Here is a 20,751-nt window from a genome sequence, read left to right as displayed (position 1 = left end):
ACAGCGGACGTGGAGAGCGCATCGTGTTGCCTTTCATCCCGGGGCCGACCTTCTCCAGGAGCGCGCTCGTCTGCGGAACGCGGTACGGACGGTCCTCGGCAAGCTGAGCGCAGGCGTCCTGCCCGACGACGTCGAGCGTCAGCAGGTCGACCTCAAGGAGGAAGCCGGACGGCGCGGTCGCGGCGGCGCACTCCTGCCCGCGCTGAGCGTCAACCCGGCGGCTGCCGACCACCTTGCGGACGAGGTCGCGTGTTTCGCGAACACCCCCGGGGGCGGCGCCCTGATCGTCGGGGTCGAGAACAGGTCCGGGGACCTGCTCGGCACCGAGCTCGAAACCGACTGGCTACGGCACGCCATCTACACCCGGGTGGACATCGCCCCGGCCATCGAGGTCGAGAAGGTCAGCGGCGCCCGGCTCCTCGTCGTCTACGTCGCGGGAGCGGACGAGCCCGTGGAGGACACGGGTGGACGTCTCCGGTGGCGGGTCGGATCGCACTGCGCCCCGGTCGATCGTGCCGAGTGGTGGTTGCACCGGCAGGAACGCCGTGGGTTCGACAGCATGGCGGTGGCCACGGACCGGACCGTGGTGGATGCGACTCCCGGGGCGGTTCTCGTAGCCAGGCGGTACCTGGCCGGCCGGGGGCACGACGAGCTGGCGTCCGCGCCGATCTCCGATCTGCTGCGCCGCCTGGGTGCACTTCGGCCCGACGACCGTCTGACGCAGGCCGGCGCACTGTTGTTCTGCGCCGCGGACCGCACCCACCTCTCGGTGTCCGTCATCGAGGTCGAGGGCGGCGACGTCCTGCTCAGCCCGTCCGACCTCAGTGGGTGGAGTGTTCTCGAGCAGCTCGCCTGGGCGGAGGACCGTCTCGAGGCCGTGAACACGGAGATCACGCTGACATCCGGTTTCGCCCGCCCGGGTGTCCGGCGGCTGCCTCCGGACGCGGTGCGTGAAGCGGTGGTCAACGGGCTGGCCCACCGTGACTGGCACTCCCCCGAGCCGGTTTCGATCACGTGGGTCCAGGCCGACTCGGCACTTCAAATACTCAGCCCCGGCGGATTCACCGGCGGCGTCACCTCCGACACCGTGCTGACCGCGCGGCACGCACGGCATCCGGCCCTGGCGGACCTGTTCCGTGCTCTCGACCTCGTGGAGAAACAGGGTCTCGGGGTCGATCGGATGTACCGCGAGATGGTGGTTCTCGGCCACCGGCCACCACTCATCGTGGAGGAGGCCGGACCCCGGATCCGGCTCCGCCTGGTCGGCGGGGAGCCCGTGGTGCCGGTCATGGCGCTGACCACGCACATCGACCCACCGATCAGGCGACAGGACGTCCGTATCGCTCTGATCATCGACCACCTGCTCCGTAGGCCGATCGCGACGGCGGCGGGCCTGGCGCCCACTCTCCAGCGAACTCCCGCCGAGGCGGCAGAGGCGTTGGAGACGGCGGCCGAGTGCCGGATCGTGGGCGAGCCGCTGGTCGTGCGGTTCAAGGAAGGATGGATCCTCTCGAAGGAGGCCATCGCCGTCGTCGAGCGGGCCGGTCGTGCCGACGATCTCAGGGCCCGGGGGATCCTCGGCTACCGGAAGCCGGACGATCCGCGCCCCGTCGTGCGAGCGTGGTTCGCCTCGCACGACCGCCTGACCTCGGGGGACTACGCGCGTCTGACCGGGCTGACGACCAACGGTGCCCGCTCGCAGTTGGAGCGGCTGGTGGTCGACGGCATGCTCGTGCGTGGGGACGAGCGGGGCCGGAACGCCCACTTCGTCGTCGCGCCGGGATGATCAGGGCATCGCGAAGAAGATCATCGGGTTGCGGGTGGCCCCCCGGGCCCCGGTGATCCCGAGCTCGGCCCGCACCGCGTCCAGCGCCCGCAGGTTCTCCCGGGCGGCCGGGCGGGCCGCGGTGAACCACGGGACCGAGCGGGCCCTCAGCAGCCGGAGCACCTCGGCGCCCTCGGTGAACGGCCGGGCCCACGGCAGGTGGAACACGTCGTGCACGCTCGTCGGGGTGCCGGACCGGATCCGCGGGAACAGGTTCGCCAGGTACCAGCGGGCGAACCGGCGTCCGTGGTCGGCGTCGACGAACAGGTAGCCGGTGTCCGCCGGGACCTCGTCGACGGTGTCCCGCAGATCGCCGTGGTGGAACGTCCAGCGCTGCCCGGCGAGCCCGGCGGGCACGTTCCGCCGCACGTGGTCGACCAGGTCGAACGAGTGCAGCCGGCCGTGGTCGTTGTCGCGCAGCGCGGACAGGATCCAGGTGGTGGACCAGCCGTGGAAGGTCCCGATCTCCACCACGTGCGACGGCCGGTGGTGGCGGAGCAGCAGGTAGGTGAGCTCGGCCTCGACGTCGTCGAGCTGCGGGACCACCGTCGGCGAGTCCGCCAGGAACGCCCGCTGCTGTGCGATCACGGCGGCCAGGTCGTCGGCGTGGGTCCGGTAGAGGCCGGACAGGAACCCCGTCCAGTCGGTGGTCTGCACGGGGCCGAACGTAACGAGCGGCGCTACGCGCCGCGCGGCCGACCGGCGTAGTGGTCGCTGCGGGCCTGCCCGAGCAGGTCGGCCCAGTCGTCGACGTCCGGACGGCGGCGCAGCAGCGCGCGCCGCTCCCGCTCGGTCATCCCGCCCCAGACGCCGAACTCGACCTGCTGGTCGAGCGCGTGCGCCAGGCACTCGGTGCGGACCGGGCAGGCGAAGCAGAACTCGCGGGCCTCCCGCTGGCGGGCGCCGGTGACGAACAGGTCGTCGGCGTCGGCGGTGCGGCACCGGGCGGCGGCCCGCCAGTTCCAGACCGTGCCCGACGGCCGCAGCCCGGCCGGGCGCAGCCGGGCGCGCCCGGTGCGGCGCGAGTCGATCGGGGTGACGTTGTGCTCGGTCATGGCGGCGGGCCCCTCGGTGGTCCGGGCGGGCCTCCCAGCGGGCCCGCGTTGCGGCACCGTCGATTCTCGGGAGCGCGGGCGGGTCCGGGCAGCGCGCAAAACTACGCAACCCGGGGGACCCGGACCTGACGGGCTTCTGACCTTCCGGCCCGTACTCTTGCGCCGTGAGGTTCCCCCGGCGCCTGCTCCGCCCGATCGGCGTGCTCGCGGGCCTGTGCGTCCTGCTCGGCGTGGTGACGGCGGGGATGGCGTTCCCGCTGGCCGGTGGGCTCGGGGTGCTGTCGAACGATGCCGGCGACAGCGTCACGTCCAGCTCGGTGGACCTGGTGAACAACCCTGTCCCGCGGACGACGACGCTGACCGACTCCGACGGGCGCCCGATCGCCTACCTGTTCGACCAGAACCGGACCGAGGTCACCAACGAGCAGATCTCGCCCGCGATGAAGGCCGCGACGCTCGCGATCGAGGACCGCCGGTTCTACGAGCACGACGGCGTGGACTGGCAGGGCACGCTGCGTGCGGTCGTCGCGAACTCGACCTCCGGCAACGTCGTGCAGGGTGCGTCGACGCTGACCCAGCAGTACGTCAAGAACTACATGCTCTACGTCGAGGCCCGGACCGAGGCCGAGCGGTTGAAGGCGACCGAGCAGACCGCCGCGCGCAAGCTCAAGGAGGCGCGGGTCGCGCTGCAGCTGGAACGCCAGCTCAGCAAGGACGAGATCCTCAACCGCTACCTGAACATGGTGTTCTACGGCAACGGCTCCTACGGCGTGGCGGCCGCGGCCCGGACGTACTTCAACACCACGCCGGACCGGCTGACGGTCCCGCAGGCCGCGCTGCTCGCCGGGATGGTCCAGTCGACGACGCGCTACGACCCCGCCCGGCACCCGGAGACCGCCACCCAGCGGCGCAACGTGGTCATCGACCAGATGCGCGGCCAGGGGATGATCGACGACGCGCAGGCGGAGCAGGCCATGGCGGCCCCGATCGGCATCGCGAACCCGCTGGTCCGGGTGCCGAACGGCTGCATCGGCGCGGGCGACACCGGCTTCTTCTGCAAGTACGTCGTGCAGTACCTGACCGAGGCGGGCTTCACCGAGGAGCAGATCCTGCGCGGCGGCTACACGGTCCGCACGACGCTGGACCGGCGGGCGATGCAGGAGGTCAAGGCCGCGCTGGACCGCGAGGTCGCGCCGGACACGCCGAACGTCGCGAACGTGATGTCGCTGGTGCAGCCGGGCAAGGACAAGCACCGGGTGCTGGCGATGGGCTCGAGCCGCACGTTCGGGCTGAACGCGGACGCCGAGGAGACCAGCTACGGCCTGCCGTACCAGCCGGTGAACCTGGGCGCCGGCTCGACGTACAAGGTCTTCACCGCGGCGACCGCGCTGGAGAAGGGCCTGGGCATCAACTACTCGATGCAGGTCCCGCCGTCCGGCTACGCGTCCCCGATCTACACCGACGGCGGCGGCCGCCCGATCCCGGTCCGCAACGCCAGCGAGGGCCTCCCGCCGCGGATGAGCCTGACCGACGCGCTCGCCCAGTCGCCGAACACCGCCTTCATCAAGCTGGAGGAGTTCACCGGCGTCCCGGACGTCGTCGACATGGCGGTCCGGCTGGGCATGAAGTCCCTGGCGACGACGCCGTTCGTCGATCCGGGCTCCGGTCGCCGGACCGACCGGTCGATCGCCGAGGTGATCAAGGAGCAGAAGCTGGCGTCGTTCACCCTCGGGGTCACGCCGACCAGCGTGCTGGAGCTCGCGAACGTCGGTGCGACGCTGTTCTCCGAGGGCATGTGGTGCCCGCCGTCGCCGATCGACTCGATCACCGACGCGAACGGCGAGGACGTCCCGATCACCGAGGAGCCCTGCCAGCAGGCCGTCGAGCCGGGCCTGGCCAACACGATGGTGCACGGGATGAGCAAGGACGACATCTCCGGCACGTCGGCGGCGGCGGCGCGGGCGGCGGGCTGGACGCGGCCGATGGCAGGCAAGACGGGGACCACCCAGCAGAACAAGTCGGCGGCGTTCCTCGGGGCGGTGCCGGAGATGTCCGGCGCGGTCATCACGTTCGACAACTCGAACTCCCCGCGACCGCTGTGCGACGGCGGCAACGGCCCGTTCGCCTGCAGCAACGGGAACATCTTCGGCGGGAAGACGCCGGCCCGGACCTGGTACGGCGCGGTGTCGCCGCTGCTGGCGGACACGCCGCCGACCCCGCTCCCGCCGGCCGATCCGCGCTACCTCGACGGCGGCGCCGAGTCCCGGATCCCGGACGTCGTCGGTCGCTCGGTGGGTGCCGCCCGTGCCGAGCTGGAGGGCGCGGGCTGGCAGGTGACGACCCGCACGGTGGACAACCGGGCCCCGGAGGGCACCGTCGTCGGGCAGGAGCCGCGCGGTGCGGCGCTGCCGGGCGAGCAGGTGACCCTGCAGGTCAGCAGCGGCACGGTGCCGGCCCCGCCGCCACCGCCGGGGCCGCCGGAGGGGACGCCCCCGCCGGAGGGCGACGGCCCGCCGCCCGGGGAGGGCGGACCGCCGCAGGGCGACCAGGGCGACGGCGGTCCCCCGCCCGGTGAGAACGGCGGCGAACCGCCCGAGGGCGGCTGACCACCGGGTCCCGCCCGTCACCCGGTCGGGCGGGCGTCGGCGGCATACCGCTTCGCGACGAGGCATCGGACCTGGTCACGGCCTAGCATGCGGGCATGGCCGTGCGGTGGAGGAGCAGGCGCACCGCGCCGGCCCCCGTCGACGACGGACGCTGGGGCGTGGCGCGGCTGGTCGCCGAGCGTGAGGCGGCGCGGCTCGCCGCGGAGCGGGCCGGGGGTGCGGCGGCCGGTCCCGGGCCCGGCAGCGGCCCGATGGAGGCCCCGGACCCGGCCGACAGGCCCGGTCCCGCCGACCGCACCGATCTGCCGGCCGGGGGCGGCCGGGCCGGGGATGTGGACACGCCCGGGCCCTCCGACGCTGCTGAGCCGGCCGATGGTGCCGACCCGGTCGACGCCGCCGACCAGGTCGACGCCGCCGGCCCGGTGGACGGTGCCGACGCTGCGGACCCGGCTGTTGCTGCCGAGCCGACCGGCCGTGCCGATGTGGCCGACGGTGCTGACTGCGCCGACGCTGCCGACCCAGCCGGTGCTGCCGAGCCGACCGGCGGTGCCGACGGTGCTGACGGTGCCGACGGTGCCGATGTGGCCGACGGTGCTGACGCTGCCGACCCGGCTGCTGATGTCGAGCCGGCCGAGGCCACCCCCGTGGCCGACCCTGCTCCGGTGCCCGGCACCGGCACCGGCACCGAGCCCACCCCGCCGGCGACCCGGACCGGAACCCGTCCGCCGGGCCCCCCGCGCGCGTCCCGCACCGGGACGGTCCCCGGGCCGCGCACCCCGGACCCCGGGCCCCCCGAGCTGCCCGCACCCCGCCGGGCCCCCGCGGGCCCGGCCCGCGAGCTGCCCGCACCCCGTCGTCCGCGGGCCGCCGCCGAACCGAACGGGCTGATCTACCGGCCGCCCGCGGTGTCGGCGCGCCCCCCGGTGGACCTGGAGCCGGGCCTGATCGGCTTCTCCCGGCTGACCCGGGGCCGCAACGGCGCGCGCGCCTTCACGCTGGTCTTCGTGGCGATCTACCTGGTGATCATCATCCAGACGCTGTCGGCCATCTTCTGAGGGGCCCGGCGCCGTCCGCGGACCGTCGGACCCCCCGACTACGCTGGTGATCCGGACGGTCCCCGACTGCCGCCGTCCGCACGGTCGCGATCCGTGAGGAGGTGAGCCGCGATCGTCACGTCCGCGTCGCCGCAGCCCGCCTCCACCGCGCACCGGGTGTCGTCGGTGCTGGCCATCCCCGCGTTCCGCAGGCTGTGGTCGGTCACCGCGCTCACCTCGACCGGCGAGTGGATGTCGCTGCTGGCGCTCACCTCGCTGGCCACCCATCTCACCGCGGGCGCCGGTTACACCGCGCAGAGCTTCGCGCTGGGCGGTGTCGTCGCGACGAAGCTGATCCCGTCGCTGCTGTTCGGGCCGCTGGCCGGGGTGCTGGCCGACCGGTTCGACCGGCGCAAGGTGATGGTCACCTGCGACCTGCTGAAGTTCGGACTGCTGATCTCGATCCCGTTCGTCGGGTCGCTGTGGTGGCTGCTCGTGGTCACCCTGCTGATCGAGCTGTGCACCATGTTCTGGATCCCGGCGAAGGACGCGGCGGTCCCCAACCTGCTGCGCCGACCGGACCAGATGGAGGCCGCCGCCCAGCTCGGCCTGGTCGTCACCTACGGCGTCGCGGTGCTCGCGGGCGCCGGGCTGTTCGCGCTGGTCAGCAAGCTCGCCCCGCTGATCGACGCCGACCCGGCGACGGCCGTCCACATCGCGCTGTTCGTCAACTCGTTCGCCTTCCTGATCTCCGCGCTGGTCGTGTTCTTCCGGATCCCCGAGGTGTCCGGGCGGCCGGGCGCCGCGGACCGCAGGCAGGCGCCGCCGTCGATGCTGTTCCTGCTCCGTGACGGCTTCCGGTTCGTGATCGACACCCCGCTGGTGCGCGGCCTGGTCATCGGCATCGTCGGCGCCTTCACCGCGGGCGGCGCGGTGATCGCCACCGCCAAGCTCTACGCGTCCAGCCTCGGCGGCGGCGACGCCGCCTACTCGGTGCTGTTCGGGTCCGTCTTCGCCGGACTGGCGATCGGGATGGGGATCGGCCCGCGGCTGGCCCAGCGGCTGCCGCACAACCGGCTGTTCGGCACCGCGATCGTCGCGGCCGGGCTGTCGCTCGTCGTCGTCGCGGTGGCCGTGCACCTGTTCATGGCGATCGCCGCGGTGATGTTCGTCGGCGCCTTCGCCGGGATCGCGTTCCTCACCGGCCTCACGATCATCGGCACCCAGGTCGCGGACGGGATCCGCGGCCGGATCAACGCCTTCGTCCAGTCGCTGGTGCGGCTGGTGCTGCTCGGCTCGATGTCGCTGGTGCCGATCGTCGTCGGCCTCGTCGCGACCCGGCCGATCACGATCGGCGGGACCGAGTTCCTGGTCGACGGCACCCGGTTCGTGCTGGCGGGCGGCGGCCTCGTCGCCGCCGTGGTCGGCACCATCGCCTACCGGCAGATGGACGACCGCGGGTTCGAGCCGCTGGTCAGGGACCTGGTCTCGGCGCTGCGCTCCGGCGAGCGACGGACCGGCGCCGGCGTCCTGATCGCGGTCGAGGGCGCGACGCCGCAGGACACCGTCGACCAGGCCGGCCGGCTCGCGGGCACGCTGCGCCGGCTGGGGTACGACGTCGTCGAACCCGGTCACCAGGAGCGCGCCGGCGGTCCGGCCGATCTCGAGGGGCTGCGCGCGCGGGCACTCGCCGCCGCCGCGGTCCGGGCCGACCTGGTGGAACGCGTGGTGCGGCCGTCGCTCGCCGCCGGCGCCGTCGTCGTCGTGGACCGGTTCGTGGCCGGCCCGCTCGCCCGGTTCGGGGTCGCCGCCGAGCAGACCGGCACCGGGCCGGACGACGGCGAGCTGGAGAGCCTCGCCCGGTGGGCGACCGGCGGCCTGCGTCCCGACCTGACGGTGCTGCTCGACCGGGCGCCGCAGTCCCGCACGGAGCCCGGGGTGGCCGGGATCGAGCACGCCCGGGTGCAGCGGCTGCTGGCCCGGGCGCTGGCCCCCGAGCCGGGCCGGCACGTCGTCGTCGACGCCGACGGCGACCCCGACGAGGTCGCCGCCCGGGTCGGCGACGGTGTGCTGCCGCTGCTGCCGGCCGCACCCGGCGTCGTCGTGGCGCCGGAGGGGGCGTCGTGAGCGTCTGGGCCGACGTCGTCGGGCAGCCCGCCGCCGTCGCCGAGCTGGGCGGTGCCGCGTCCGATCCCTCCGCGATGACCCATGCCTGGCTGTTCACCGGACCCCCCGGATCCGGCCGCTCGAACGCGGCGCGGGCGTTCGCGGCCGCGCTGCAGTGCCCGTACCAGGGCTGCGGCGAGTGCGCGGCCTGCCGGACCGTGCTGGCCGGTACGCACTCCGACGTGCGCGAGATCGTCCCCGAGGGTCTGTCGATCTCGGTCGCCGAGATGCGCTCGCTGGTGCAGCTCGCGGCCCGCAGGCCGGCCACCGGGCGCTGGCAGATCGTGATCATCGCCGACGCCGACCGGCTCACCGAGGGCGCGTCGAACGCGCTGCTCAAGGCGGTCGAGGAACCGGCGCCGGAGACGGTGTTCCTGCTGTGCGCACCGTCCGACCATCCGGACGACGTCCCGGTCACCATCCGCTCCCGCTGCCGGCTGGTGCACCTGCGCAGCCCGTCCCCGGAGGCCGTCGCCGGAGTGCTGCGCGACCGCGACGGGATCGATCCCGAGCAGGCGCAGTGGGCCGCGTCGGTGTGCGGGGGGCACGTCGGCCGGGCCCGCCGGCTGGCCCGCGACGCCCAGGCCCGCGCCCGGCGGGAGGAGATCCTCGGTGTGCCGACGAAGCTGCGCCGGCTCGGTGACGCGTTCTTCCACACCGAGGTGCTGATCCGCTCCGCGGAGGGCGAGGCCGAGGAGCTGCGCTCCTCCCGGGACGACGCGGAGCGTGAGGAGCTGGCCGTCGCCATGGGTGCCGGCGGGACCGGCAAGGGCGCCGCCGCGGCCGCCCGGTCGGCGAAGGCGGCCGAGCGCGACCTGGAGAAACGGCAGAAGAGCCGCGCCACCCGCACCCAGCGCGACGCCCTGGACCGGGCGCTGGTCGACCTGGCCGGTTTCTACCGGGACACGATCGTCGTGGCGTGCGGCGCGCAGGTCGCACTGACCAACCCGGACCGGGACCGCGAGGTGCGGCTCGCCGCGGCCGAGTGGGGGGCGGAGTCGTCGCTGCGCAGGCTGGAGGCGGTGCTGGCCTGCCGGGAGGCGCTCGAACAGAACGTCAAGCCGCGGATCGCGGTCGAGGCGATGATGACCGCGCTGCACCGTGGATGACCGGCCGCTGATCCTCACCGCCCTGCTCGACGAGCCCACCCGGCTCCACCTCGACGGGCTCCGCACCCGGCACTTCCCGCCCGAGCGCCTGCTGGTCGGGGCGCACCTCACCCTGTTCCACGCGCTGCCCGCACCGACGCTGTCCGATGTGGTCGCCGACGTCACGGTCGCCACCGAGCGGGCACCGATGACCGCGCGGGTGTCCGGGATCCGCTCGCTCGGCCGCGGCGTCGCGTACACACTGGACTCGCCGGAGCTGCTCGCCCTGCGCCGGTCCCTCGCCGCCCGCTGGCACGAGCACCTGACCGGGCAGGACGCCGGCAAGTCCGACCTGCACGTGACCGTGCAGAACAAGGTGACCCCGGAGCGGGCCCGGGCACTGCACGCGTCGCTCACCGCGGGCTTCACGCCGTGGGACGCGACGGTGACCGGGCTGGCGCTGTGGCGCTACGACGGCGGGCCGTGGGAGGCCGGTCCGCGGTTCCCGTTCGCCGGCGGACCGGTACCGGACGCCGGGGGCGCCGGGTGACGGGGGCTGCGCGGGAGGCTCGTGGGCGGTCGCTACACTTGACCCGCAGCACGCCGCCTTAGCTCAGACGGCCAGAGCAACGCACTCGTAATGCGTAGGTCGCGGGTTCGATTCCCGCAGGCGGCTCCGAGAATCCCCTGGTAGCTCGACTACCGGGGGATCTTTCATACCCCGGGCGAAGCCGGCAGTGTGACAACGCGACGACGACGCGCGTGCCGTATCGGTGCGGCCGTCGTGCCGCGGCCGCCATGAGGCTCCGCCGACCGCTCTGAGATCGAGGACCAGCGCCGAAGGGCTGGGCGGGACGGGTGGAACGCCGCGACCGGGCCGGTGATCCCCGGTCGGTTGCGCAGGACAGCGGACTTGACCCAGCGCTGAGGCTCACGACTCGAAGAGGCCGGGCGTCCATGCCGCGGCGCGGGGACGCAGCGCCCACCAGGCGCGGGCATACCCGCGACGCACCACATGGGTCATTCGCCGGCTGCGACGGATGCGTCGGGCCATCCGCTCGTCCGCGGCGTCCGTTCGAAGATCCCGCATCCGCATGCGTGAGAGCTCGATCCACACGTGCTCGTTCACGACGAGTCCTCGTGTGCGTCCTCGGTGGTGGTTGCCTGCCCGGGTGCCGAGTAGTCCGGAGGGTGCGGCAGCCAGGTGCTGAGGAAGACCTCTGCCGGGCGTGCGCCTGCCGGTCGGGTTCCGGGGTCGTGCACCCGCTCCTCGTATCGGCGGAGGAGTGTGCCGAACTGCTCGGTGAGGTCGGCCATCTCCTCGGCCGTGAGCCAGGTGGTTCCGGCCCAGAAGCCGGCCGCGTGCCGCCACGGGGCGGCCTCCTGGCTCGACCGCCGGTGCCAGCGCTTCATCTTCTCCGCCGCACGGTCGATGTAGATCTCGGACAAGGTTTCGGAGGCCATGGCCGTCTCCGGCTCCATGTCGTCCTCGATGCCCCAGGTCTGTCCGTACGTCACCAGCTGCCACGGCTTCTCCCGCCCGCGTCCGCCATCGGCCGGTTCGACGAACCCGTACTTCGCGAGGATCCCCAGGTGGTACGCGCAACTGGCCACACTCTGCCCGGTGAGCTCTGCACAGCGGGTGGCGGTCGCCGACCGCTCCAACCCGATCACCTCCAGTAGCTCCACCCGCAAGGGATGCGAGAGGGCACGCAGCCGGGCGGGATCGGTCAACGTGTACGGCTCTCGCGGCATGCAAATCAAGATATATTGATTAAGAGATGTTGAGCAAGGGGTCTTGATTCGCCGCACTGGATCGCGGGCCGAGGCGATGTTCGACAGGAGACACCCCCGGGTCGGACCGACGACGGTCCTTGGCGTCCACGTCACCGTCCTCGCACGGCCCACCGCCGCCGCCGGCGACATGGATCCGGGCCATGACATTCGAGGTCCGGCGACAGGGTCGAGGAATCGTGTTCTCCCCCGCTGACCGGGGGAGCAGCTCATCGGAGTTGATGAACTGCGGAAACGTTCCGGAGATCGTCCTCGAAACGACCGCCGAACGGACCAATCAGGGTTCGTCCGTGCAGTGGAGGTCGGGGACGATGGACAAGCAGACCTGGGAGTCGATGACACCAGAGCAGCAGCACGATGCGTGGATTCGGTATCAGCAATGGCAGCCGCCCCGCCACCGGGCCGCGACCCCGAGCGAGATCCCACTGCAGCGGGCAGGGACAAGGGCAAACCAGACGCAGCAGCCCGCCGGTCGGCGTCGACGTTGGCCCTGGGCAATCCTGGTAGGAGCAGTCGCGCTGGTCGCCGGAGTGTCCGTGGCACTGGCCACCGACCGTTCCGCCGACACGGCGAACTCTGCTGCATCTACGAGTCCTACTGCGAGCACACCTACTGCGGAGGAGGCGTTCGTCGCGGACGTGCTCGACACCCCCGGCCTGACGAGCACGATCAGCGAACAATCCATGATCGACCTGGGCTGGGGAGCATGCGACGTGATGGCTTTCCAGGCCTACAGCCGGGAGGACTTCGTCGCCGAGTTCGGCACCACGAAGTTCGGTCCCGAGGTCGCCGCAGTCATGATCGACGCCGCGCACCGCAACCTGTGCCCGCAGTACGAGTTCCCGCTCGTCTCCTCGGCGGCCCCGGTCAACGCCGGCGACACCTCCACCTCCGGGACGAGCGGCCCGGCGACATCGGCATCGGATGGCACTTACGAGGTCGGAGTGGACGTCGAGGAGGGCCGCTACAAGACCACCGGACCCGAGCCCGGTGCACGCAGCTGTTACCAGGCGCGGCTCAGTGACGACACCGGCGACTCGTCGTCGATCATCGCCAACGACCTCAGCGACGGCCCGACCTCGGTGACGGTCAAGGCCGGCGAGTTCATCAAGTTCAACGGTGGCTGCACCTGGACCAAGCAGGACTAGCTGTTGGACGTGCTCGTAGCGGCGCAGCTGCTCGCCGGTGACCCGGTCGATCCGGGAGAGCCGGTTCATCCGGCAACGCACCAGGACCGCATGCACGGTCGCGGCCGGGATCCCGAGCAGCCCGGCGATCTGGACCGGGCACAGCCGATGCACCAGTGCAGCCGCACGATCAGTCGGACCAGCCGAGGACTAGCGAGCTTCCTGGCGCATCAACAGGTAGCCGGCCGGGGGCTTGCCCGGGGCGGGCGGAGCGATGCGCATGCGCCCGAGCTCGCGGAAGCCACGGACGCGCACCAGATCGCTGAGCACGTCCATGTTCCACAGGTAGGCGGGCGAAGCCTTGTGGTCGTACGGGATCCAGCCGTCGGCGCCCGTGGTGTCGGTGACCTGCACGCCGACGAGGAGCGGCCCGCCCGGCTCGATCGCTCGGCCGAACTCGGCCAGGATCCGGGGCAGGAGGTCCGGCGGCGTGTGGATCAGCGAGAAGCCGGCCAGGATGCCGGCGATCGACTGGTCCGGTGCGTCCAGCTCGAGCATGGAGCGGACCTCGAAGCGCAGGTCGGGGCGACGCCGACGGGCGATCGTGATCATGGCCGGCGACAGATCGATCCCGTGGGCCCGGACGCCGGCCCGATCCAGGTGGTCGGTCCACTGGCCGGGTCCACAACCGGCATCGAGCACGTCGTTCTCCGACCCGCCCGTGCGGACGAGACGAGCGAAGGTGTCGACCATCGCTGTGCAGAAGGCATCGGTGACGAGGTCGCCCCTCCGCACCATCTCGTCGTAGATCTCGGCGACGGCGTCGTAGTCCCGACGTGTCCGATCGAATGCCTCCGGCTCGCCCATGTGGCGGACGATAGGCACGGGCACCGACACTTCCGCGCCGGCCGGCCCACGAGCGTGCGCACGGCTCGCGTGATGATCGACGGCGGTTACCGGCGGGTCCGGGATCGTGCGGTGCCGACCGCCGGATCAGCTCGACAGCGCTCGGTCCTCGGACCGCTCCGTCACCGGCGCGAACCGCCCGGTGGCGACGAGCAGGACGACCACGACCAGCGGGACGATCCACCCGCTCCAGCCGAGGACGGTCGCCTGCGTGGTGTCCACGGGCACCCCGGCCATCGCGAACAGCAGGAACGACCCGGCCGTCGCGTTGAACGCGGAGTGCGCCAGCGCCGCGGGCCACACCGATCCGGACCGCAGCCGCAGCCAGCCGAAGACCGCACCCACCACGGTGCACATCCCGACCATCGAGAGCACGCCCAGCCAGCCCGGAGCGTCCGGGTAGTTGTAGCCGAGCAGCAGGACCGGGGCGTGCCAGGTGCCCCAGACGACGCCGGAGACCAGGATCGCCGGGACGGCGCCGAGCGGCATCAGCTTCGGCAGCAGCCATCCCCGCCATCCGATCTCCTCGCCCAGCGCCGGGAGGACGCCGAGGACGGCGGCGACCGGCACCATGGCGAGCTGGGTGGCGACGATGACGCCGACCGACCCGGGCACCAGGTCCGGGCCGACCTGGGCCGCCAGGGTCTCCCGGAAGGCGGAGAAGCCGGTGAAGTCGGCCGGGTACACCCCGAGCAGCGCCCCGACCGGGAGCGCGACGAGGACGAGCGCCATGGCCACCGCGATGCCCGCCGCGATGTAGCCGAACAACCTCCCGAACGGTCGCAGCGGCCACAGCCCGAGGGCCCGCCACCGGTGCGCCGGCCGTTCCACGAGGAACACGACTACGAGGGCGGCGATCGCCGGGGTCGTCATCATGACCGCGGCCACGAGTGTGAACGAGGGCTCGGCGAGCCCGTCGCCGAGCCAGAGCGGGAGCGTGACGAGCCAGGCGAGCCCGAACGCCACGACGAGGAACACGAGGATCGACCGCAGGTCGATGCCGGCCGCGCGGCCGGCGGCCCCGGTCGCGGACGGGGCCGTGGCCGGGTTCGCGCCGCCGGCGGACGTCGTGGTCACGACGCGTCCGCGGGGAGGATGTAGAGGCCCGCGATGGTGCGGTCGTCGCGGTAGCTGATGCGGGCGGTGTAGTCGCCGGCCTCCATCGTGAGCCGGGTGTCGGTGACGGTCAGGTCGCCGGCCCGCGAGACCTCCGGCTCGCCGTGCGTCTCGAAGGCCCCGGACAGGCCGATGATCTGTGCCCAGGCGGCGGCGAGCGCGTCCTCCGACAGGCCCTCGCGCATGGTCGGGTCGAACTGCGCGGTGACGCGCGACCAGCGGCCGGCGGCCAGGTCCTCGACCGTCGTGGTGGCGAGATCGGTGGCGCCGGCGAGGGGGGTGGTGTTCATGGGTTCTCCGGTTCTGGGGTCGATCGGTTTCCCGTAGCGCTGGAAGGCGGCCTGCCGGCTCACGCCGAGTGCGTCGCCGATGACCTGCCAGGTCGCGCCGGCCCGTCGCGCCTCGTGCACGACGGCACGCACCACGTCGTCGGCGGCGGACCGGACGGCCAGCGCCCGCTCGACGGCGCCCGCCCAGTCCTCGTCGGCGGTGAGCACGCGGGCGGCGAGGAGTGCGTCGGCCCGGCCGCGCAGGGCCCGGACGGCTTCTGTCAGGTTCTCCTTCACGATGTAAACGCTACATTGACATCGTCAATCTGTCACACGGCGCGTCCGCGATCGGGCAACCGGACGTGCGTTACCGGGGGCTCCCGCTGAGGTCGCCGGCGTCGAGCGGGAACTGGCCGCGCTCCAGGGCGAGCAGCGCCCTCTTGGCGGGCAGGCCGCCGGCGTAGCCGGTGAGCGCCCCGGTGGCCGACACGATCCGGTGGCACGGGACGACGATCAGGACCGGATTGCGCGCGCAGGCCGCCCCGGCCCGGCGCGGGCCGTCCTCGGTCAGGCCCGCGGCGCGGGCGAGCTCCCCGTAGCTGCGGGTGCGCCCGTAGCCGGTCGCGCACAGCTCGTCGAGCACCCGGCGGTGCTCCGGCTCGACGCCGGACAGGTCGACCGGCACCTCGAACGTGCTGCGGAGACCGGTCAGGTACTCGCCGAGCTCGGCGACGGCCTGCTCCAGCAGCGCGTGCTCGGCGCTGCCGGGCCCGGGCCGCTGATCGTGCGCGGCCGTGGCGGGGCGGCCCAGGCGCAGGCGGGTCAGGCCCTGCGGGGAGGCGGAGAGGGTGATCGGCCCCAGGCTGGTGTCGCGGACGACGGTGCGGCGGGTGGCGGTGGCCGGGATCGACATGACGAGGTGCTCCTGCGGCTGTGCGGCTGTGCGGCTGTGCGGTTGTCACGGTGCAGAACCCCGGACGGCGTCGTCGGTTGCACCGGGGAACGCGGCCGGGTCAGGTGCCCTCCGGTCCGCACCGCTGCTTCCAGGCGGCGAAGCGGTCCGGGAGGCACACCGCGCACGGGCGGTACCCGGCGGCGACCGCGGTGGCCTCGTCGGCGAAGAAGACCCGGTGCCGCAGGTAGTGGCCGCGGGCGATGGCCCGGTTCGCGGACGGGCAGTCCAGGCGCCCGTAGATCCGCTGCCGCCGGTGCCCGCCCAGGGTGCCGGGCCCCGGAGCGGGGTACGGGCGGCCGTCGGCGTCGAGCAGGGTCCACCGGCGCGCGGCGGGCTGCTCGGCTGTCACGTCGTCAGGCGGCGGCCGGCCGGCAGGTGCGGCACGGCCGGTAGCCGGCCCGGCGGGCGTCGTCGAGGGTGCGGAAGCCGTGCCGGTGCGCCGGGGTGATCCGGCGGGCGTCGCGGCAGGTCGGGAAGCAGACGATCCCGGTGGTGTCGCTGGCCAGGAAGTGCACACCCGCCCGGGTCAGCGACGCCAGCTCGGTGAGATCGGCGCCCTCGGCGGTGAGCAGCTCCGCCTTGCGGTCCGGGCCGAACATGTAGCCGCCGAGCGCGCCGTCGGCGCGGACGACCCGGTGGCAGGGCACGAGCAGCGGCAGCGGGTTGCGGGCCAGCACGGTGCCGGCCGCGCGGACCGCCCCGGGATGCCCGGCCTCCCGGGCGACCCAGGAGTACGGGCGGACCTGCCCGGCCGGGATCCGCCGGGTCGCGGCGAGCACGGCCCGCTCGAACGGGCTCCCGGCGGCCAGGTCCAGCTCGGGGCGCGCGCCGGCGGCGCCGCGCAGCGCCGGGCCGATCCCCGCGGGCAGCCGCCGGGCCGGGCGCAGCGGCCGGGCGAACCGGCTGCGGTACTCGGCGGCGAACGTGGCGTCGTCGGTGCCGGCGACCGGGCGCACGAACTGCGCGCCGTCGGCGGCGAACGCGACCCGGACGTCGCCGAGCCGGCTGGGGGCGTTCGTCCACTGGGTGAACACCAGGTCGTCGAAGCCGGCCGGGGCGGTCGCACCGAGCCCGGTGAGTGCGGCGAGCAGCGGGTCGGTGGGCGGGGTGGCCGGGGTCGGCGGGGTCATGGGTGGGGTCTCCCTTCGAGGGGACGGGGGCGTGCGGCCAGGACGGCGCGCAGGCCGGTGAGCCCGCGGGACACGTGCGACTTCGCGGTGCCCTCCGCGCAGCCGATCACCTGGGCGATCTCGGCGGTCGGCAGTCCCTGGACGTGCCGGAGCACGACCGCGGTCCGCTGCACCTCCGGCAGCGCACCGAGTGCGATGCCGAGCGCGCGTTGCAGCTCGCCGCGCTCGGCCAGCTCGGCCGGGCCCGGCTCGGTGCTCGGGCTCTCGGGCACCGTCGCGTCGGACGGGTCGTGGCGCGGCGGGGGCGCCGGGCGGCGGCCGGCGTCCCGGGCCCGGTTGCGTGCGGTGTTGCGCAGGATCGTGAGCAGCCACGGGCGCACCCGCAGCGCCCGGATCCGCTCCGCCGGGTACCCGCAGAGCGCCCGGTAGGCGCGCAGCAGGGCGTCGGCGGCGAGGTCCTCGGCGTCGGCCGGGGTGTGCACGATGCTGCGGGCCACCGAGAACAGCAGGTCCCGGTGGGTGTCGACGAGCCCGACGAACCCGGCATCGAGATCGGCGGCGAGCGCGTCGGCGAGCGCGTCGGCACGGCCGTCGGCGCCCGCGCCGGGGTCGTCGGTCATGTCGTGCAGAACACCACCGCCGGCGGCCCGGTTGCACCCACCGGCTCAGCGCGCGTTGTGGAAGATGATGCCGAGCACGTGCCGGTTCCCGCTGTGCACGGCGCTGACCTCGTGCCGCATCTGGACCCGGTGGTCACCCCGCGTGCCGCGGCGCGGCCGGGTGCGCACCGGGAAGATCACGGCCTGGCCCTGCCCCGGCCGCAGCACGATCGGGCGGGACTGCTGCCGGGGCCGCTGCTCGACGAACACGCTCTCGCCGCCGGTGAAGTCGACGTCCGGGCGGGACAGCATGACCAGGAACTGCAGCGGGAAGGTCAGGTCGCCGTAGACGTCCTGGTGCAGGCAGTTGTAGCCGGACTCGCCGTAGCGCAGCACCAGCGGCGTCGGCTTCGTCTGCCCCTGCGCGGCACAGGCGTCCAGCAGGCCGTCCAGGGTCTCCGGGAAGCCGTCCTCACCGAGCCGGCGCGCCCAGCCGTTCGCGATCCGCGCCAGCGGCGGGTACAGCTCGGTGCGCAGCGTCTGCACCAGCTCCGGCAGCGGCTCGGTGAAGTACCGGTAGCTGCCCTCGCCGAACGCGTGGCGGGCCATCCGGACGGTGGAGCGGAACCGGTCGTGCTCGTCGAACATCGCGGTGATCTCGTCGCACCGCGCCGGGTCCAGCAGCGGCGGGGTCACGGCCACCCCGTCGGTGTCCAGCTGCTCGGCCAGCCGGGGCCAGTCGAGCGCGTCCAGGTGCGGGTCCGCCGGGATGGTGGTCATGTCGCTGCCTCCGGGTCGGTGACGGGTGTCCGGTGGTCCGAACACCGCCGCCGCCGGTCCGGTTGCGGGCGGCCGCTAGATCGGGTCCAGGATGCGGGCGAGGAACTGCCGGGTGCGGGCCTGCCCGGGCTCCACCAGCACCTGCGCCGGCGGCCCGGACTCGGCGACCACCCCGCCGTCGACGAACAGCACCTGGTCGGCGACCTGCTGGGCGAACCGGATCTCGTGGGTCACGATCACCATCGTCCAGCCGCCGGCGGCCAGGTCCTTGATCACCCGCAGGACGTCCCCGACGAGCTCGGGATCCAGTGCCGAGGTGGGCTCGTCGAACAGCATCAGCTGCGGTTCCAGGGCGAGCGCCCGGGCGATCCCGACGCGCTGCTGCTGGCCGCCGGAGAGCTGGTACGGGTACTGGTCGGCCTTCTCGGCCAGGCCCACCTGGTCGAGCAGCCGCCGGGCGTCGGCGACCGCCTGCTCGCGCGGGCGCTTCTGGACGACGATCGGGCCCTCGACGACGTTCTGCAGCACCGTGCGGTGCGGGAACAGGTTGTGCGCCTGGAAGACCATCGCGCTCTGGGCGCGGAAGCGGGCCAGTGTCGCCCGGTCCACCGGGCCGCCGAAGTCGACGGTGACGTCGCCGATGCCGATCACCCCGGCGTCCGGCCGGTCGAGCGCGTTCAGCGAGCGCAGCACCGTCGTCTTGCCCGACCCGGACGGCCCGATCACCGCGGTGACGGACCCGGCCGGCACGTCGAACGAGATGTCGCGCAGCACCTCCAGCGTCCCGAAGGACTTCCGCAGGCCCCGCACGGTCAGCAGGTCGCTCATCGCGCCACGTACCTCTCCAGCCGTGTCTCCACCCGTACCTGCACCGAGGACAGCAGCAGGCAGAGCACCCAGTAGTACACCGCGGCGACGCCGTAGAGGGCGAAGAAGTCGAACGTCGGCGCCGCCGCCAGCTGCGCCACCCGCAGCAGCTCGGTGACCAGGATGGTCGAGGCCAGCGAGGTGTCCTTGACCAGCGAGATCAGCGTGTTCGACAGCGGGGGGACGGCGGTCCGCGCGGCCTGCGGGAGGATCACCCGGCGCAGCGTGGTGGGGTACCCCATGCCGATGGTCTGCGCGGCCTCCCACTGCCCCTTCGGGATGCTGAGGATCGCCGCCCGGATCACCTCGGCCGCGTAGCCGCCGACGTTCAGGCTGAACGCGATGATCGCCGACGGGAACGGGTCGATCACCAGCCCGAGCTGCGGCAGCGCGTAGAAGACGATGAACAGCTGCACCAGCAGCGGCGTGCCGCGGATGATCGAGATGTAGACCCGGGCGAGCCAGGACAGCGGCGCGATCGACGAGATCCGGGCCAGCGCCAGCAGCAGTGCCAGTACGAGACCGATGACGAAGCTGATCGCGGTGAGCGGGATGGTCATGGTGACCGTCGCCCGCAGCATCGGCCACAGGTTGCGGCCGATCAGCTCCCAGGTGGCGGGATCCACCTACCGGCCGCTGACGTCGGCGCCGAAGTACTTCTCGGACAGCTGGGCCAGCGTGCCGTCGGCCCGCAGCTCGGCCAGTGCGCGGTCGACGTCGGCGATCAGCCCGCTGTCCTTGCGGGCGGCGAACGCCTGCTCGCTGGTGTCGCCGGTGGTGCCGGCGACCTTCACTCCGGTGTCGCCGGTGGTCTGCTCGTACTCGCCGACGGCGAGGGTGTCGTTGACGGTGGCGTCGACCCGGCCGTCCTTGAGCAGCTGCACGGCCTGCACGAAGCCCTCGACGGCCTCGACGTTCGCGCCGGCCTCGCGGGCGACGTCGGCCCAGTTGCTGGTCGCGGACTGCGCGGTGGTGCGTCCCTGCAGGTCGGCGAGGGTGCTGATGGTGGTGTCGTCGGCGCGGGTGACGATCACGCCCTCGGACACGGTGTACGGGGTGGACAGGTCGTAGCGGGCCTGCCGCTCCTCGTTGATCGTGACCTGGTTGGCGACCAGGTCGATGCGCTGGGACTCCAGCGCGGCGAAGATCGAGTCCCACGGGGTCTGGACGAACTCGACCTCGCGGCCGAGCTTGGCGCCGACGGCGCGGGCGACCTCGACGTCGTAGCCGGTGAGCTCGCCGTCCGGGCCCTGGAAGCTGAACGGGCTGTAGGTGCCCTCGGTGCCGATCCGCAGCGTGTCCGAGCTGCCGGAGCCACCGCTGCTGCAGCCGGCGAGAACGGTGAACGCCAGTAGGGCGGCTGCGATGGACAGGAACGTGCGGCGCACGGGGGTCTCCTTCTCCGGGTGACGGGAGGACGGTCTGCGACACCCC

At 73.3% G+C, this 20,751-nt stretch carries 22 protein-coding genes, 1 tRNA gene and 1 pseudogene; 8 read left to right on the top strand and 16 right to left on the bottom strand.

Translation table 11 applies throughout. The annotated features are described in order from the left end of the window. The first annotated feature begins 70 nt into the window (after positions 1-70). Positions 71-1,786 carry a DUF5635 domain-containing protein gene (locus ABD160_RS12420; protein WP_344021779.1) on the top strand — a complete coding sequence of 572 codons (1,716 nt, stop codon included), beginning with the start codon at positions 71-73 and terminating at the stop codon, positions 1,784-1,786. Here ABD160_RS12420 and ABD160_RS12415 read toward each other — a convergent pair whose 3' ends face one another. After that, positions 1,787-2,482 carry a class I SAM-dependent methyltransferase gene (locus ABD160_RS12415; protein ID WP_344021689.1) on the bottom strand — a complete coding sequence of 232 codons (696 nt, stop codon included), beginning with the start codon at positions 2,480-2,482 and terminating at the stop codon, positions 1,787-1,789. A gap of 23 nt (positions 2,483-2,505) precedes the next feature. Continuing rightward, positions 2,506-2,880 carry a WhiB family transcriptional regulator gene (locus ABD160_RS12410; RefSeq protein WP_344021688.1) on the bottom strand — a complete coding sequence of 125 codons (375 nt, stop codon included), beginning with the start codon at positions 2,878-2,880 and terminating at the stop codon, positions 2,506-2,508. Between the two features lie 164 nt (positions 2,881-3,044). Between ABD160_RS12410 and ABD160_RS12405 the strand changes: the two genes are divergently transcribed. The 6 genes from ABD160_RS12405 to ABD160_RS12380 all read left to right on the top strand — a co-directional run bounded on the left by ABD160_RS12405 (position 3,045) and on the right by ABD160_RS12380 (position 10,450). Next, a complete protein-coding gene (locus ABD160_RS12405; RefSeq protein ID WP_344021686.1) occupies positions 3,045-5,486 on the top strand; it encodes a penicillin-binding protein in 2,442 nt (813 codons plus the stop codon). Between the two features lie 95 nt (positions 5,487-5,581). Further along, positions 5,582-6,541 carry a hypothetical protein gene (locus tag ABD160_RS12400; protein ID WP_344021683.1) on the top strand — a complete coding sequence of 320 codons (960 nt, stop codon included), beginning with the start codon at positions 5,582-5,584 and terminating at the stop codon, positions 6,539-6,541. 165 nt (positions 6,542-6,706) lie between these two features. Next, positions 6,707-8,647 (top strand): bifunctional MFS transporter/dTMP kinase, encoded by a 1,941-nt coding sequence (locus ABD160_RS12395; RefSeq protein WP_344021681.1) that lies wholly within the window; start codon positions 6,707-6,709, stop codon positions 8,645-8,647. Further along, complete coding sequence (locus tag ABD160_RS12390; RefSeq protein ID WP_344021678.1) at positions 8,644-9,795, top strand: DNA polymerase III subunit delta'; 1,152 nt, start codon at positions 8,644-8,646, stop codon at positions 9,793-9,795. Before ABD160_RS12395 ends, ABD160_RS12390 begins: the two co-directional genes overlap by 4 nt. Further along, positions 9,788-10,324 (top strand): 2'-5' RNA ligase family protein, encoded by a 537-nt coding sequence (locus tag ABD160_RS12385; protein WP_344021676.1) that lies wholly within the window; start codon positions 9,788-9,790, stop codon positions 10,322-10,324. Before ABD160_RS12390 ends, ABD160_RS12385 begins: the two co-directional genes overlap by 8 nt. Positions 10,325-10,376: 52 nt before the next feature. Continuing rightward, positions 10,377-10,450, top strand: a tRNA-Thr gene (locus ABD160_RS12380). Between the two features lie 255 nt (positions 10,451-10,705). Here the strand turns inward: ABD160_RS12380 and ABD160_RS12375 are convergent. Further along, on the bottom strand, positions 10,706-10,903 hold the full coding sequence (locus tag ABD160_RS12375) for a hypothetical protein (RefSeq protein WP_344021674.1): 198 nt from the start codon (positions 10,901-10,903) through the stop codon (positions 10,706-10,708). Further along, positions 10,900-11,529: a winged helix-turn-helix domain-containing protein gene (locus ABD160_RS12370; protein WP_344021672.1), complete on the bottom strand. Its 630-nt coding sequence runs from the start codon at positions 11,527-11,529 to the stop codon at positions 10,900-10,902. The genes ABD160_RS12375 and ABD160_RS12370 overlap by 4 nt, the downstream gene beginning before the upstream one ends. 575 nt (positions 11,530-12,104) lie before the next feature. Between ABD160_RS12370 and ABD160_RS12365 the strand changes: the two genes are divergently transcribed. Then, positions 12,105-12,716: a DUF732 domain-containing protein gene (locus tag ABD160_RS12365; protein WP_344021670.1), complete on the top strand. Its 612-nt coding sequence runs from the start codon at positions 12,105-12,107 to the stop codon at positions 12,714-12,716. Between the two features lie 5 nt (positions 12,717-12,721). On the opposite strand, the pseudogene ABD160_RS12360 reads toward ABD160_RS12365, so the two are convergent. From ABD160_RS12360 to ABD160_RS12305, 12 genes and pseudogenes are all read right to left on the bottom strand, one after another. Further along, positions 12,722-12,871 (bottom strand): annotated as a pseudogene (locus tag ABD160_RS12360) (IS481 family transposase); the annotation flags it as partial. Between the two features lie 34 nt (positions 12,872-12,905). Continuing rightward, positions 12,906-13,562 carry a class I SAM-dependent methyltransferase gene (locus ABD160_RS12355; protein WP_344021668.1) on the bottom strand — a complete coding sequence of 219 codons (657 nt, stop codon included), beginning with the start codon at positions 13,560-13,562 and terminating at the stop codon, positions 12,906-12,908. A 126-nt stretch (positions 13,563-13,688) separates the two neighbouring features. After that, positions 13,689-14,678: a CPBP family intramembrane glutamic endopeptidase gene (locus ABD160_RS12350; protein ID WP_344021666.1), complete on the bottom strand. Its 990-nt coding sequence runs from the start codon at positions 14,676-14,678 to the stop codon at positions 13,689-13,691. Continuing rightward, the gene (locus tag ABD160_RS12345) at positions 14,675-15,283 is read right to left on the bottom strand and encodes a DUF3887 domain-containing protein (protein WP_344021664.1); all 609 of its coding nucleotides are present in this window, start codon (positions 15,281-15,283) and stop codon (positions 14,675-14,677) included. Before ABD160_RS12345 ends, ABD160_RS12350 begins: the two co-directional genes overlap by 4 nt. A 70-nt stretch (positions 15,284-15,353) precedes the next feature. Beyond that, complete coding sequence (locus ABD160_RS12340) at positions 15,354-15,899, bottom strand: methylated-DNA--[protein]-cysteine S-methyltransferase (RefSeq protein ID WP_344021662.1); 546 nt, start codon at positions 15,897-15,899, stop codon at positions 15,354-15,356. A 100-nt stretch (positions 15,900-15,999) separates the two neighbouring features. Further along, entirely contained in the window at positions 16,000-16,290 is a 291-nt protein-coding gene (locus ABD160_RS12335; RefSeq protein WP_344021660.1) for an Ada metal-binding domain-containing protein, read from the bottom strand. Positions 16,291-16,294: 4 nt separating this feature from the next. Continuing rightward, positions 16,295-17,071 carry a methylated-DNA--[protein]-cysteine S-methyltransferase gene (locus tag ABD160_RS12330; RefSeq protein ID WP_344021658.1) on the bottom strand — a complete coding sequence of 259 codons (777 nt, stop codon included), beginning with the start codon at positions 17,069-17,071 and terminating at the stop codon, positions 16,295-16,297. Next, a complete protein-coding gene (locus ABD160_RS12325) occupies positions 17,068-17,691 on the bottom strand; it encodes an RNA polymerase sigma factor (protein ID WP_344021656.1) in 624 nt (207 codons plus the stop codon). Before ABD160_RS12325 ends, ABD160_RS12330 begins: the two co-directional genes overlap by 4 nt. A gap of 45 nt (positions 17,692-17,736) precedes the next feature. Beyond that, positions 17,737-18,450, bottom strand: coding sequence for a 2OG-Fe(II) oxygenase (locus ABD160_RS12320; protein ID WP_344021654.1), 714 nt, complete (start codon positions 18,448-18,450; stop codon positions 17,737-17,739). 75 nt (positions 18,451-18,525) lie between these two features. Further along, complete coding sequence (locus ABD160_RS12315; protein WP_344021652.1) at positions 18,526-19,278, bottom strand: amino acid ABC transporter ATP-binding protein; 753 nt, start codon at positions 19,276-19,278, stop codon at positions 18,526-18,528. After that, positions 19,275-19,943, bottom strand: coding sequence for an amino acid ABC transporter permease (locus ABD160_RS12310; protein ID WP_344021650.1), 669 nt, complete (start codon positions 19,941-19,943; stop codon positions 19,275-19,277). Before ABD160_RS12310 ends, ABD160_RS12315 begins: the two co-directional genes overlap by 4 nt. After that, entirely contained in the window at positions 19,944-20,705 is a 762-nt protein-coding gene (locus tag ABD160_RS12305) for an amino acid ABC transporter substrate-binding protein (protein ID WP_344021648.1), read from the bottom strand. Positions 20,706-20,751: the final 46 nt, after the last annotated feature.

Origin of the sequence: Pseudonocardia kongjuensis (assembly GCF_039526905.1) — a bacterium.
Taxonomy (GTDB): Bacteria; Actinomycetota; Actinomycetes; order Mycobacteriales; family Pseudonocardiaceae; genus Pseudonocardia; species Pseudonocardia kongjuensis.
The sequence above is the reverse complement of the archived record's forward strand: the minus strand, read 5'-3'. Positions and strand labels throughout refer to the sequence as shown.